Annotated in this window: 5 protein-coding genes and 4 pseudogenes; 2 read left to right on the forward strand and 7 right to left on the reverse strand. The window is 64.5% G+C overall.

The features are described from left to right. Positions 1-45: 45 nt before the first annotated feature. From ACUDAL_RS12170 to ACUDAL_RS12185, 4 genes and pseudogenes are all read right to left on the reverse strand, one after another. Positions 46-1,266, reverse strand: a complete 1,221-nt coding sequence (locus tag ACUDAL_RS12170; RefSeq protein ID WP_444678312.1) for an ABC transporter substrate-binding protein — start codon at positions 1,264-1,266, stop codon at positions 46-48. A 174-nt stretch (positions 1,267-1,440) separates the two neighbouring features. Continuing rightward, entirely contained in the window at positions 1,441-2,193 is a 753-nt protein-coding gene (locus tag ACUDAL_RS12175) for an ABC transporter ATP-binding protein (RefSeq protein WP_444678313.1), read from the reverse strand. Beyond that, positions 2,190-2,960, reverse strand: a complete 771-nt coding sequence (locus ACUDAL_RS12180) for an ABC transporter ATP-binding protein (protein ID WP_444678314.1) — start codon at positions 2,958-2,960, stop codon at positions 2,190-2,192. Before ACUDAL_RS12180 ends, ACUDAL_RS12175 begins: the two co-directional genes overlap by 4 nt. A gap of 299 nt (positions 2,961-3,259) precedes the next feature. Beyond that, positions 3,260-4,637, reverse strand: a pseudogene (locus ACUDAL_RS12185) (L-serine ammonia-lyase). 147 nt (positions 4,638-4,784) lie between these two features. Here ACUDAL_RS12185 and ACUDAL_RS12190 point away from each other — a divergent pair. Then, positions 4,785-5,722 (forward strand): annotated as a pseudogene (locus ACUDAL_RS12190) (LysR substrate-binding domain-containing protein). A gap of 128 nt (positions 5,723-5,850) precedes the next feature. On the opposite strand, the gene rpoD reads toward ACUDAL_RS12190, so the two are convergent. The 3 genes and pseudogenes from rpoD to rpsU all read right to left on the reverse strand — a co-directional run bounded on the left by rpoD (position 5,851) and on the right by rpsU (position 10,120). Next, positions 5,851-7,707 (reverse strand): RNA polymerase sigma factor RpoD, encoded by a 1,857-nt coding sequence (rpoD, locus tag ACUDAL_RS12195; RefSeq protein WP_444678315.1) that lies wholly within the window; start codon positions 7,705-7,707, stop codon positions 5,851-5,853. Between the two features lie 222 nt (positions 7,708-7,929). Beyond that, positions 7,930-9,762 (reverse strand): annotated as a pseudogene (dnaG, locus tag ACUDAL_RS12200) (DNA primase). Between the two features lie 142 nt (positions 9,763-9,904). Next, entirely contained in the window at positions 9,905-10,120 is a 216-nt protein-coding gene (gene rpsU, locus ACUDAL_RS12205) for a 30S ribosomal protein S21 (RefSeq protein WP_444678316.1), read from the reverse strand. A 529-nt stretch (positions 10,121-10,649) separates the two neighbouring features. Here rpsU and ACUDAL_RS12210 point away from each other — a divergent pair. Next, positions 10,650-14,131: pseudogene (locus ACUDAL_RS12210) on the forward strand (EAL domain-containing protein). Positions 14,132-14,137 lie beyond the last annotated feature (6 nt).

Raw genomic sequence — 14,137 nt, forward strand, 5'->3', positions numbered from 1 at the left:
GCCGTCAGAGGGCGGCGGCCGTGGCCGCCGCCGGTCTTGCGTGCTTCAGTTCTGCACCAGCTTGCACTGGCTTTCGGAGAGCGGGCGATACGCCTCTTCGGCAGGAATGGTGGCGAGAATCTCGTAGAGATCCCACTCGTGCTCGGACTCGGCCGGCGTTTTCACCTGAGCCAGGTACATGTCGTGCACCATGCGGCCATCCTCGCGGAGGCGGCCATTGCGAGCGAAGAAGTCGTTGATCTCCTGGCTCATCATGTGCTCGCGCACCGTCTGGGTGTCGTCGGTTCCGGTGGCCTCGACGGCCTTGAGGTAGTGCATGGTGCTAGAGTAGACGCCCGCCTGCACCATGGTCGGCATACGGCCAACGCGGTCGTAGTAGCGCTGGGACCACTCGCGCGCCTCGTCGTCCATGTCCCAGTACCAGCCGGTGGTCAGCAGCAGGCCCTGAGTGGCGTCAAGGCCCATGGCGTGAACATCGTTGAGGAACACCAGCAGGCCGGCAAGCTGCTGCCCGGCCTCCACCACGCCGAACTGGCTAGCCGTGTTGATGGCGTTGACGGTGTCCGCGCCGGCGTTGGCCAGGCCGATGATCTTGGCTCCGGAGCCCTGCGCCTGCAGGATGTAGGACGAGAAGTCGTCGGTGGGGAACGGATGGCGAATCTTGCCCACGATGGTGCCACCATTCTCGGTCACCACGCGCTCCACGTCGCCTTCCAGCGCATGGCCGAAGGCGTAGTCGGCAGTCAGCATGAACCAGGTGTCGCCGCCCTGCTCGACAACGGCCTTGGCCGTGCCGTTGGCCAGCGGGTAGGTGTCGTAGACCCAGTGGATGTGGTTAGGCGAGCAGTGCTCGTTGGTGATGCTCGAGGCAGCCGACCCGGAGATGATCCCCAGCTTGTCGTTGGCCTGCAGCACATTGGTCACGGCGATGGTGACCGACGACGCCACCATACCGGCAACGAGGTCGACGTTACGCTGGTCGACCCACTCGCGCACGGTGTTGGCGCCTACGTCGGCGCTGTTGCGGTCATCGGCACTGAAGACTTCGATCGGCGCGCCGTTGACGCTGCCGCCAAAGTCTTCCACGGCCATGCGCAGCGCTTCCAGGCCGCCGGGGCCGGCCAGGTCACGGTAGGTACCGGACATGTCGGCCAGGTAGCCGATGCGCACTGCGCCATCGCTGATCTGCGCCTGGGCGGCGGTGGCCATGGCAGCGGTGGCGGCAATGGCGATACTGCTGGCGAGTGTCTTCTTGATGAAGGTCATTTTCGTCTCCGTAGCCCATCCGGGCGGCTTGTTGTTGTGGCGACGCTGCACGGCAGGTCGCTGTTCTGCTGTGGTTACGAAAGTTGCTGTTGTGGTTCTTCTTGGCGCGCCGATGGCGCAATGTTTCGGCCGGGCCGCGCGAGGCACCGCCCAGGCTGTCACTGTCGGGTTGGCTCAGACTCCCAGCAGGGTGTGAAGGTGGTCGCGCCGCGATGGCAGCTCGGCGGCGGAAATCTCTTCGATGATGCGGCCGTGCTCCATCACGTAGTGACGATCGGCCAAGGGTGCTGCGAAGCGGAAGTTCTGCTCCACCAGCACGATGGTCATGCCCCGGTCACGCAGCTTCACCAGCACCTCGCCAAGCTTCTGCACGATGACCGGCGCCAGGCCCTCGGTGATCTCGTCGAGCAGCAGCATGCGCGCCCCGGTGCGCAGGATGCGCGCCATGGCCAGCATCTGCTGCTCCCCGCCCGACAGCCGCGTGCCCTGACTGCGGCGACGCTCGTAGAGGTTGGGGAACATCGCGTAGATCTCGTCGATCGACATGCCCCCGGAGCGTACCGTGGGCGGCAGCAGCAGGTTTTCTTCCACGTCGAGGCTGGCGAAGATGCCCCGCTCTTCCGGGCAGTAGCCGATGCCCAGCCGCGGAATGCGGTGGGCCTTCATGCCGATGGTCTCGGTGCCGTTGATCATGATCGAGCCGGTGCGGCGGCCGACCATGTTCATGATCGCCTTGAGAGTGGTGCTGCGCCCGGCGCCATTGCGCCCCAGTAGCGTCACCAGTTCGCCGCGGCGCACCTCGAAGTCGACCCCGTGCAGGATATGCGATTCACCGTAGAAGGCATGCAGGTCGCGCACGCGCAGCATCTCGGCGCCGTCATGGTCGCGATACTCCAGCGCCGTCGGCTGTTCCACTACCTGGTTCATGCGCCGACCTCCTCTTCTGCTTCTCTACCCATGTAGGCTTCCTTCACCCGCGGGTCGGCAGACACGCTGGCGTAGTCGCCCTCGGCCAGCACGGCGCCGCGCGCCAGCACGGTAATGCGATCGCACAGCCGGCTCACGACGCTGAGGTTGTGCTCTACCATCAGCACGGTGCGGCCCTTGGCGACCCGGCGAATCAGCTCGACGATACGGTCGACGTCCTCGGCGCCCATGCCCTGGGTCGGCTCATCGAGCAGCATCAGGGTCGGTTCCATCGCCAGGGTAGTGGCCACTTCCAGGGCGCGCTTGCGCCCATAGGGCATCTCTACGGTGAGGACGTCGGCATAGTCGGCAAGACCGACCTGGTGCAGTAGTTCCATGGCGCGCTCGTTGAGCGGCTCCAGGCTACGTTCGGACTTCCAGAAATGAAACGAGGTGCCCATGGGGCGCTGCAGCGCCACGCGCACGTTCTCCAGCGCGGTCATGTGGGCGAACACCGCGGAGATCTGGAAGGAGCGCACCAGGCCCAGGCGAGCGATCTCGTTGGCCTTCATGCCGGTGATCGGCTTGCCGCGGTACAGAATTTCGCCTTGGGTGGGCGGCAGGAATTTGGTGAGAAGGTTGAAGACGGTTGTCTTGCCGGCCCCGTTGGGGCCGATCAAGGCATGAATATGCCCTTCCCGGACCTGCAGGTTGACATCGTCCACGGCGGTGAAGCCGCGAAACTGCTTGGTCAACCCGCGAGTTTCCAGAATGAACTCCTGGGTCATGTGACGTCCTCTCCGGACCGCTGGCAGCGATCCTTGTGCTTTGTTGTCGTTGTTGCGTCGTCAAGGCTGCCGTTGTTATTGGGTCGCCTGAGCCTTTCTGACCTTTACGTTAACGTAAGCTAGAGGAGGGCCACTCGCTGGGCAACACCTGAATCGTTGAACTCGACCAATGGTGTAGTTCTGAAGTCGTTATGGTGTTGTTGCTAAGGCGCACACGACGAAGCGATGCCAAGGCGGCATCGCTTCGTCGTGTGCAGTTGGCTTGGCTAAACAGTGAGAAGTAAACGCCTTTCAGGACGTCAGCATTCGATGGCGTTGACCGCCAGGCCGCCGCGGGAGGTTTCCTTGTATTTGTCCTGCATGTCGCGCCCGGTGTCGCGCATGGTGCGAATCGCCTTGTCCAGCGAGATGAAATGCTCGCCATCGCCGCGCAGCGCCATCTGGGCGGCATTGATCGCCTTGACCGAGGCAATGGCGTTGCGCTCGATGCACGGCACCTGAACCAGCCCCCCACCGGGTCGCAGGTCAAGCCAAGGTTGTGCTCCAGACCGATCTCGGCCGCGTTTTCGACCTGGCCCACGCTGCCCCCCATGACCTCGGCGAGCCCGGCCGCCGCCATGGCGCAGGCCGAACCCACCTCGCCCTGGCAGCCCACCTCCGCTCCGGAGATCGAAGCGTTCTTCTTGCATAGGATGCCTACCGCACCGGCGGCCAGCAGGAACTTCACCACATCGCGCTCGCTGGCCCCGGCTGGAACTTCATGTAGTAGTGCAGCACCGCCGGAATGATACCCGCCGCCCCGTTGGTAGGCGCGGTAACCATGCGTCCGCCGGCGGCATTTTCCTCGTTCACCGCCAGGGCGAAGACATTGACCCAGTCCATGGCACCGAAGGTCGAGGCGATCAGGCTCCTGTCATCGCGCGCCGCCAGCAGGCGGCGATGCAGCGAGGCGGCGCGGCGCTTGACGTTGAGGCCGCCAGGCAGCACACCCTCATGCTGCAGGCCGGCATCGACGCACGCCTGCATGGCCTGCCAGACCTGCCGCAGGCCGTCATGGATCTCGGCTTCGCTGCGCCAGGCCTTCTCATTTTCCAGCATCAGTTCGCTGATGCTCAGGCGGTGCATGCGACACAGCGCCATCAGCTCGGCCGCAGAGTTGAAGTCATAGGGCAGCGTGGTGTGGTCCTGGTCCAGCTCGCCCCGCTCCGCCTGGGCCTCGTCGATGACGAAGCCTCCACCCACGGAGTAGTAGGTGTTGCGCAACAGCTCCTCGCTGTGCCCGTGCGCCACCAGTGTCAGCGCATTGGGGTGGTAGGGCAGGCTGCGCTCGTGCCACTGCAGATCGCGCGACCACAGGAAGGGAATCGTCAGGCGCCCGTCGAGCTGCAGGGTATGGGATTCCAGCAACTCTTCCAGGCACGGCTCGACGATAGCCGGGTCGATCCGGTCGGGACGCTCGCCCATAAGCCCCATGATCACCGCACGGTCGGTGCCATGCCCCTTGCCGGTGGCGCTCAGCGAACCGTACAGATGCACTTCCACGCGGGCGGTGCGCTCGAGTAATTCGACCTGCTTCAGCTGCTGGACGAAATCATAGGCGGCCCGCATCGGCCCCACGGTATGCGAGCTGGACGGCCCGATGCCGATCTTGAACAGATCGAAGACGCTGATTGCCATAACCTCTCCCGATGCTTCAATAAATGAGCCTTGCTAAACAACATTGCGCAAAGCCCTTTCTTGACCTTATGGTGGAGGCTGACTTGGCGCTGAACAAACGATTAAAACTCGCCTTCAGTATAGTAAAACTAAACGAATAAGCAGGACATGAGCCGCCTACTGCATGCCCAGACCCACGCCTGGCTGAAGGTCTTCGCCACCAGCGCCCGCCACCTCTCCTTTACCCGCGCCGCCGAGGAGCTGCACGTGACCACCGGGGCCGTCAGCCAGCAGATCAAGCAGCTAGAAGAGCGTCTGGGCTTCAAGCTGTTTCGCCGACTGCCACGCCGCCTGGAGCTGACCGAGGAAGGCAAGCGTCTGGCGGCGGTGGTCGACGAGGCCTACCAGGCGGTCGGCCTTGAGGTGAAGCGCCTGCGCAGCGGGGTGATGAGCGGGGTGATTCGCCTGCGCAGCGTACCGGCCTTCCTCAGCAAGTGGGTGATGCCTCGCCTGCCACGCCTGCAGGCCCGCTTTCCCGATATCGAGCTGCACGTGATCGCCGAGGACAGCAGCCTGTCGCTGCGTGAAGGTGAGTTCGACCTGGCCATCGACCTGAACGACGGCCACTATCCCGGCCTCTCGATCACCCCCTGATGGAAGAGGTGATCTTTCCCGTTTGCGCACCCGCCCTGCTGCGCCGGCGCCCGCCCCTGTCGCGCCCCGAGGACCTCGCCTGGTACCCCTTGCTGCATGACGTTACGGCCTGGCGTGGCGGCCACACCTATGCCGAATGGGAGCACTATCTGCAGGCACTGGGCGTCACGGCGCTGAATCCCCGACGGGGCTATACCTTCAATCGCCATCGCCTGGCCATGGAGGCCGCCATGGCCGGCATGGGGGTCGCCATCGCCCGCCAAGCGCTGCTGGCCGACGAGCTCACCACGGGCGCGCTGATCGCCCCCTTTCCCCAGCGTATCGACACCGGCAAACGCTACGGCATCGTCTACCCCAGCGGCGCCCTCGATGACCGCCGGGTGGCCGCCGTGCATGACTGGATCGTGGAGGAGGCGCAGCGCCATGCCGGCCCGCCGGCTCACGCCAGATGAGCGAGCCTTCTCCATCGTCACGCCGGTAGTGCTGCCATAAAAAAACCGCGACCTTGGGGTCGCGGTTTTTGACACTTCACTCTCCAAGCCATCGGCTCCTCGCCTTCGGCCTCAGGCAGCGGCCAGGCTCAGTCGTCGAGGAACGAGCGCAGCGGTTCCGAGCGGCTGGGGTGGCGCAGCTTGCGCAGGGCCTTGGCCTCAATCTGGCGAATCCGTTCACGGGTCACATCGAACTGCTTGCCGACCTCCTCGAGGGTGTGGTCGGTGTTCATGTCGATCCCGAAGCGCATGCGCAGCACCTTGGCCTCGCGAGCGGTCAGCCCACCCAGCACGTTGCGGGTGGCCTCGATCAGGCCCTCCCCGGTGGCCAGATCAACCGGCAGCTGCATGGTGCTGTCCTCGATGAAGTCGCCCAGGTGCGAGTCGTCGTCGTCACCGATCGGCGTCTCCATGGAGATTGGCTCCTTGGCGATCTTGAGCACCTTGCGCACCTTGTCCTCAGGCATCTCGAGGCGCTCGCCCAGCTCCTCGGGCGTCGGCTCGCGGCCCATCTCCTGCAGCATCTGGCGCGACACCCGGTTGAGCTTGTTGATCGTCTCGATCATGTGCACCGGAATCCGGATGGTGCGCGCCTGGTCGGCGATCGAACGCGTGATCGCCTGGCGGATCCACCAGGTGGCGTAGGTCGAGAACTTGTAACCGCGGCGGTATTCGAACTTGTCGACCGCCTTCATCAGGCCGATGTTGCCTTCCTGGATCAGGTCGAGGAACTGCAGGCCACGGTTGGTGTACTTCTTGGCGATGGAGATCACCAGGCGCAGGTTGGCCTCGACCATCTCCTTCTTGGCCCGGCGCGCCTTGGCCTCGCCGATGGAGAGCTTGCGATTGATCTCCTTGAGCTCGGGCACGGGCAGCTGCACCATGTCCTCTTCGAAGCCGATGCGACGCTGGGCGCGCTGGATGTCGGCCCGCAGCGGCTCCAGGCGATCGGCATACTTGCTGTGCTCGGCGATGAACTCGTCGAGCCACGCCTGGCGCGACTCGTTGCCCGGAAAGGCCTTAATGAAGGTCTTGCGCGGGACCTTGGCCATCTTGGTGAAGAGCTGCATCACCGCCTTTTCCTGGGTGCGGACCTGCTCGACGCTGATGCGCACCTGGCCCACCAGGCGCTCGAAGTGCTTGGGCACCAGTTTGATCGGCGAGAACAGCTCGGCCAAACGCTCGAGCTCGACCCTCGCCTGCTGGCTGTTGCGCCCATGCGCCTCGATGGCGGATCTCACCAGGGCATTTTGCTCGCGGATCTGCTCGAAGCGCGCCCTGGCTTCCTCGGGGTCCGGGCCACCGGAGCTCTCTTCCTCGCCGGATGAATCATCGTCATCATCGTCGTCGCTGTCGCTGTCGGAGACGCCGTCTTCGTCGAGGATGACTTCCGGCTCCTCGGCCTCAGCCACGCCAGGAATGCCCTCGTCGGGGTCGATGAAGCCGGAAAAGAGGTCGGAAAGGCGCCCAGGAACCTCTTCGTCCTGGGTGGTATCGTAGGCGTCGAGGATGGACTCCACGGCGCCAGGCAGCCAGGCCAGGGCCGACATCACCTCACGCGTCCCTTCCTCGATGCGCTTGGCAATCTCGATCTCGCCCTCGCGGGTCAGCAGTTCCACGGTGCCCATTTCGCGCATGTACATGCGCACCGGGTCGGTGGTGCGTCCGACATCGCTCTCCACGGCCGCCAGCGCAGCCACTGCCTCTTCGGCAGCCGACTCGTCGGCAGAGTGATCCGACATCATCAGGGTATCTTCGTCGGGAGCTTCCTCGACGACGCTGATCCCCATGTCGTTGATCATGCCGATAATGTCTTCCACCTGGTCGGGATCGGCAATATCCTCGGGAAGGTGGTCGTTGACCTCGGCATAGGTCAGGTAGCCCTGTTCCTTGCCTCGCGCGATCAACTCCTTCAGACGTGACTGCTGCTGCGCATTTCCAGCCATAGAAACCCTATCTCGACGAAGAAGAATGAAGCACCTGAGCGGTGGAGTGGAGAAAGTTGCGAAGCCCGATATTATAGCGGGTCAACCCTACTGCCCGCCAGCCCGGCCCTGTTGCACCTCGACTCAGGTGTGTTAGTTTAGTCGGTTATCCCGCTGCCGGAATTCGCATGCCGGCTATATATAGTGATGAACGCCGCGCTTTCAACCTCTCCACGCGTTCGCCTACCCCTTAAGCTCCCGCAACAACTCCATCAGCCGCCGCCTTGCCTCCAAGGATAGACGTTCACCGCCGCGGTCACGCGCCAGCAGCGATTCGAGCTCCTGCTGCGGCGACTGACGCCGCCGCTCGCGGCTCAAGCATTCCACCAGTCCTTCCAGCTCACGCGCCCTAGCTTCGCGCGGAATCAGCAGCTCGCGCTGCGCCAGCGCCTGCAGCCGCTGGCCGTGCTGACTGCCGTGAAAGTGCGCCAGCAGCACATGCGGGCTGCGGTAACGGCCGGCACGCAGCAGCGCCACCAGCTCACGGCACAGCTCGGCGTCCTGCTGCGACACTTCGATCCAGTCACCCCCTCCGGCAGCTGCGCGACCAGCGTCGGCTCGTGCACCAGCAGCTGAACCAGCCGCGAGATGACGCCCAGCGGCGCACTTCTCCCCATGGCCGGCAACTGCGGCTCGCTGCGGCTCGGCGTCGCCTGGGGCGAAGGCGCCGGCGGCGCGACGCCCGGGTCGGCACCAGCCTCGTGGGCCGGACGAGCCGCTTCTAGCAAGGCTTCGAAGCGCGCCGGCTCGACTCCGGTACGTCGCGCCAGCTCGCTGAGCAGCAGCGACTTGAGCACGCCCTCCGGCAGCTTGCCCAGGGCTCCCAGCACCTGGCTGGCATAGCGCTCGCGGTCTTCGATACGGGCCAGATCGCGACCCTGCGCCGCCTGGTCGAACAGGAATTCCGACAGCGGGCTCGCACAAGTGATGCGATCGACAAAGGCCTCAGCTCCCTCGCGCCGGACCAGCGTATCCGGGTCCTCCCCTCCGGCAGGAAGAGGAAGCGCGCCTGCCGTCCATCGATCATCAGCGGCAGCACGGTTTCTAGCGCCCGGGCGGCGGCCTGGCGCCCGGCCCGGTCGCCGTCGAAGCAGAACACCACCTCGCTGACCAGGCGAAACAGCCGCACGAGGTGCTCCTCGCTGGTCGAGGTACCCAGGGTGGCCACGGCGTTGCGAATGCCGAACTGAGCCAGCGCCACCACATCCATGTAGCCTTCCACGATCAGCAGCCGTTCGAGCCGCGGCTCGGCCTGCCGTGCCTCGTACAGCCCGTAAAGCTCGCGCCCCTTGTGGAAGACCGGTGTCTCGGGCGAGTTGAGGTATTTGGGCTTGGCATCGCCAAGCACCCGGCCGCCGAAGGCGATGGTGCGCTCCCGCACGTCGCGGATCGGGAACATCACCCGATCGCGGAAGCGGTCGTAGGTGCGGCCGCTCTCCTCGCGCTGCACCAGCAGGCCGTACTCGACCTGCACCGCTTCGGCCACGCCTCGAGCGCTCAGGTGTCGCTTGAGCGCCTCCCAGCCATCCGGCGCATAGCCGATGCCGAACGCCTGCTGCACCTCCCGCGACAGGCCGCGCTGCGCCAGGTAGTCGCGGGCATGCTGCCCTTCGGCCATCTTGAGGCGCTCACGAAAGAAGCTCGCCGCCAGCTCCAGCAGGTTGACACCCTCCTGGCGCTTGCGCTCGCGCGCCTGGGCGCGGGGGTCGTCGGCCCCTCGCGCGGCACCTCGAGCCCCAGACGGGATGCCAACTGCTCCACCGCCTCGGGAAAGCGCAACTTGTCGTACTCCATCAGAAAGCGCAGCGCATTGCCGTGCGCTCCGCAGCCGAAGCAGTGGTAGAACTGCTTGTCCGCACTGACGGTGAAGGACGGCGTCTTTTCCTGATGGAAGGGACACAGGCCAGAGAAATTGCGACCCGTCTTTTTCAGCGTCACTCGTTCGCCGACAATTTCGGTCACATCGGCACGAGCCAGCAGGTCATCTATGAAGCGTTGGGGTATCTGTCCGGCCATGCAAGCGATACCACCTCCTGGCAGGCAGATGAACAAAGAATGGAGCTAGGGCGTGAAAAACAAGCGGCCACCCAACGGCGGCCGCTTGCTCATCCTTCCAGGAAGGCCGAAGCTGACGCCTCGCCGCTTCCTTCTGTACGGATCAATAGAGCCGTTCGAAGCGCTTGCGCTCGCGCTGCAGCTTCTTGGCATGACGCTTGACTGCAGCGGCTGCCTTGCGCTTGCGCTCGGAAGTCGGCTTCTCGTAATGCTCGCGACGGCGAACTTCAGAGAGAATGCCGGCTTTTTCGCAGGAACGCTTGAAGCGACGCAGGGCGACGTCAAACGGCTCGTTGTCACGTACTTTAACAGAAGGCATTAAGCACTCACCTACCTTAGGATCATGAGTTCGGTTTGTACGCACACCCTCTTCGACGCCTCGTCGCCTGGGCCAGAGCCGCATGAACGACGAGTAAAACGCCACTGGATGCACGACCCAGTTGTACAGCGCACGGTAGTTTAGTCGTCGCATCGATGCTTTGCAAACGCTCGAGGGGCGAACCTCACCTCCCCTTGACCTGGCCGAAGTCGTTGACACGGGTGGATTGCCAGCCATCCGCCCCACGGGATAGCGTGCGCCATGGTGCATTAGCAACACATGAATTTTTTACAAGAATATCAACCCTGAGCTCCCAGTCGCGATCACGCGTGGGCAGGGCCGAGAGGTGGCTTCGCCGATGACCATCCGTAACCTGTTGACCATGCTACTGACCGTGATGGGGCTATTGATCCTGATCGGCTCCAGCTGGGAAGTTCGCGAGCTTCGAGCCAAGCAGGACGCCGCCCGCTGGGTGCACCAGAACAACCAGGTGGCCGACCTTTCCCTGCGCGCCAGCGGCGTCATGGCCATGGAGCGGGGCATCACCGCCGCCATTTTGTCGCTTTCCGACCGGGGCAACCCGGAGATGCTTTACGAGATGGCCCAGCAGCGCCGCAGCGGCGATGAGCTATACCGCTCCCTCGAAGCGCTGGCGACGGAGCTGACCGCCGCTAACGCCGACCTGCCGCTATCGCGCAGCCTGGCCCAGCTGGTCGGCCAACGCGAAGCGCTCGTCGACGCACGCCATCAGGTGGACCGGCTGATCGTCGGCGACGCCGCACCCTTGAACGAGCAGCAGTGGATCCAGCTGGCAACCCGCCATATCGAGGCACTCTCCAATCTGCGCGACGCGGCCAACCAGCCCAAGCCAGGCAACCTCTATTCCCATACCTCCAACCCGATCATCAAGGAAGTGCTGTTCAACGCCAGCGAACATGCCGGCCGTGAGCGCGCCCTCGTCGGCGCCGCCATTGCCCAAGGGCGTCCACTGAGCGGAGCCGAGCTGGCACAGCTGCAGCGCTATCGCGATACCGTCGACGCCTCGCTGGAACGCGCTCACGCCTTGATCGAGCAGCTTTCCGATGTCCCCGGACTGGTCGCGGCCAGGAAAGCGTTGGAGGCCGAATTCCTAGGGGATTATCAGTCGTTGCGCCAGGAGGTCTACGCGGCCAGCCGCAGTGGCCACCCCTACCCGGTCAGCGCCAGTGAATGGTACCGGCGCTCAACCAGCGGCATCGGCACGCTGCTGGCCCTCTCCGAGGCGGTCAGCGGGCACTTCGAAGCCCACCTGGAGCAGCTGCACAATTACGCCCGACTCTCGCTGCTGATGGTAGCCATATCGATCACGACCGCCGTCAGCGTCTTTCTGTTTGCCGTCTGGTCCATACGGCGCCGCATCCTGCATCCGCTGCGGCGGCTCGAAACGTCGATGAACCAAGTGACCGAGGGCCATCTCGACCGCCCGCTGCCGCCTTTCAGCCGTGATGAAATCGGCACCGTGGCGGGCGCCTTCGAGCAGCTACGCACCAGCCTGGTCGAGGACATTGCACGGCGCGAAGCCAGTGAAGCCGAGCTGCGCAAGCTCTCCCACGCTGTGGAACAGAGCGCGGACTCGGTAATCATCACCGACCGCCACCGCAACATCGAGTACGTCAACCGCGCCTTCGAGCAGCTACGCGGCTACCGCCGCGAGGACATCATCGGCATGAACGCCCGCCTGCTGAAAAGCCATGAGCGCAACTCCCCGGAGGTCTACCAGGGCTTTCGCGAGGCGCTGGAAAAAGGCGAGGCCTTCCGCACCATCCTGATCAACCTCAGCGCCCAGGGCGAGCTCTACTACGAAGAGATCACCGTCTCGCCGCTGTACGATGACGCCGGAGCGATCAGCCACTACGTGGCCAACGGGCGCGACGTGACCGAACGGATGCGCACGGAGCAGGAGCTCAAGAAACTCAACCAGGCGATCGACCAAAGCGTCAGCTCGATCGTCATTACCGACGCCAGCGGTATCACCGAATACGTCAATCCCCAGTTCACGCGCACCACCGGCTACCACCCCGAAGAGATCAAGGGACGACGCATCCCGCTGCTGGAGCCGGGGCACCTCCCCCGCAGCCAGTACCAGAACATGCGCCGCACCTTGCAGCAGGGCAAGGTGTGGGAAGGCGAGATCCTCAACCGCCGCAAGAATGGCGAACCCTATTGGGAGCTGACCTCCATCAGCCCGGTACGCAACCAGCACGGCATCGTCACCCACTTCGTGGGCATCCAGTACGACATCAGCGAGCGCAAGCAGATGGAAGAACAGATCAATCAGCTTGCCTACTACGACGACCTGACCGGCCTGCCCAACCGCACCCTGCTGGCCAAGCGTTTCGACAAGCTCGCCGAACGGGCGCTGCAACGGGGCCAGCAGGTCGCCGTACTCTCGCTGGACATCAGCCGCTTCCACCTGATCAACGACAGCCTGGGCCACCGCACCGGCGACAAGGTGCTGCAGAGAGTCGGCCAACGGCTTGCCGACTGCGCCCGGGGCCAGGACACGGTGGCCCGCTATGCCGGCGACGAGTTCGTGGTGCTCCTCAGCGACATACCCCACTATGACGGCATTGCCGCAGTGGCCCAGCGCATGATCGACGCCGTCTACCGCCCAATATCCATCGACGGCCACGAGCTGCACATCAACATGCATGCGGGCATCAGCGTACTGCCACAGGACGGCCAGGATCTGGAGACCCTGCTCAGCAATGCCACCACCGCCCAGCATATCGCCGCGCGTGAGGGGCAGCGGGTGTTCCGTTTCTTTACCGAGGACCTCAACACCGCTGCCTTGATGCGACTCTCGCTCGAGCAGGACCTGCGCCGCGCCCTGGAGCAAGGCGCCCTGGAGCTGCATTACCAGCCCAAGGTGGACTTTGCCAGCGGCAAGGTAGTGGGAGTGGAAGCCCTGGCTCGCTGGCACCACCCCAGCAAAGGCCCTATCTCACCCATGCACTTCATCCCGGTGGCCGAAGAGACCGGACTGATCCAGCCGCTGGGCGAATGGGCACTGCGCGAGGCCTGTCGGCAAGGCCGGATGTGGCAGGAGCAGGGGCTGGGTCCGTTGATCCTTGCGGTCAATCTCTCGGCACGTCAGTTGCATCAGCCAGAATTGGCAGACTCGGTGGGCAGGATCCTGGCCGACAGCGGCTTTCCCCGGAAAGCCTCGAGCTGGAGCTGACCGAAAGCGCAGTGATGGAGCGGCCCGAAGAGACCATCGCCGTGCTGAATGCGCTGAAGGCCCAAGGCGTGCGCCTGGCCATCGACGACTTCGGTACCGGCTACTCCAGCCTGGCCTATCTGCGCCGCTTCCCCTTCGACACCCTGAAGATCGACCGCAGCTTCATTACCAATGTCACCACGTCGCCCGATGAAGCCTCCATCGCGCAGACCATCATCGCCATGGGCCACGGGTTGCGCCTGCAGATAGTGGCCGAAGGGGTGGAAACCCTGGCTCAGGCGGCCTACCTGCGCCGCCGGCACTGTGACCAGCTGCAGGGCTACCTGTACAGCCGTCCACTGCCAGGCGCGCAGATGACAGAGCTGCTGCAAGCACGGCGGCGGCTGGAGCTGCCGGCCATCGACACGGCTGCCGACAAGCGCTCGCTGCTGCTGCTGGACCCTAACCCAGACGTCGTCGCGGCACTGAGCAACCCGCTGCGTGCAGCCGGCTACCGGCCCCTGACGGCCACTCGCAGCAACGAAGCGTTCGACCTGCTGGCCATGAACGGCATCGGCGTGGTGATCGGCAGCATGCACCTGCCTGACATGCCGGGACTCGAATTCCACCGCCGCGTCAGGGCGCTCTATCCCGAGATCGCCTGTCTCGCCTTTGCCGCCGCGAAGGACGCCCCCTTGGCCACCACCGCCGTCGAGCAAGGTGTGCTCTACAGCTGGATCGACCCGGGCAGCCAGGCGGAGACGCTGGTCGCCCAGGTGGAGGCGGCCTTCTCCCCGACCCGTCGAGCGTAACACCGT

Source organism: Halomonas sp. E19, assembly GCF_052439355.1.
In the GTDB taxonomy this organism is placed as follows: domain Bacteria; phylum Pseudomonadota; class Gammaproteobacteria; order Pseudomonadales; family Halomonadaceae; genus Halomonas.

Coding starts and splice junctions, on each gene's coding strand:
- ACUDAL_RS12180 (WP_444678314.1), bottom strand. CDS start 2,960: ATGACCCAGGAGTTCATTCTGGAAACTCGCGGGTTGACCAAGCAGTTT.
- ACUDAL_RS12170 (WP_444678312.1), bottom strand. CDS start 1,266: ATGACCTTCATCAAGAAGACACTCGCCAGCAGTATCGCCATTGCCGCC.
- ACUDAL_RS12175 (WP_444678313.1), bottom strand. CDS start 2,193: ATGAACCAGGTAGTGGAACAGCCGACGGCGCTGGAGTATCGCGACCAT.
- rpoD (WP_444678315.1), bottom strand. CDS start 7,707: ATGGCTGGAAATGCGCAGCAGCAGTCACGTCTGAAGGAGTTGATCGCG.
- rpsU (WP_444678316.1), bottom strand. CDS start 10,120: ATGCCTTCTGTTAAAGTACGTGACAACGAGCCGTTTGACGTCGCCCTG.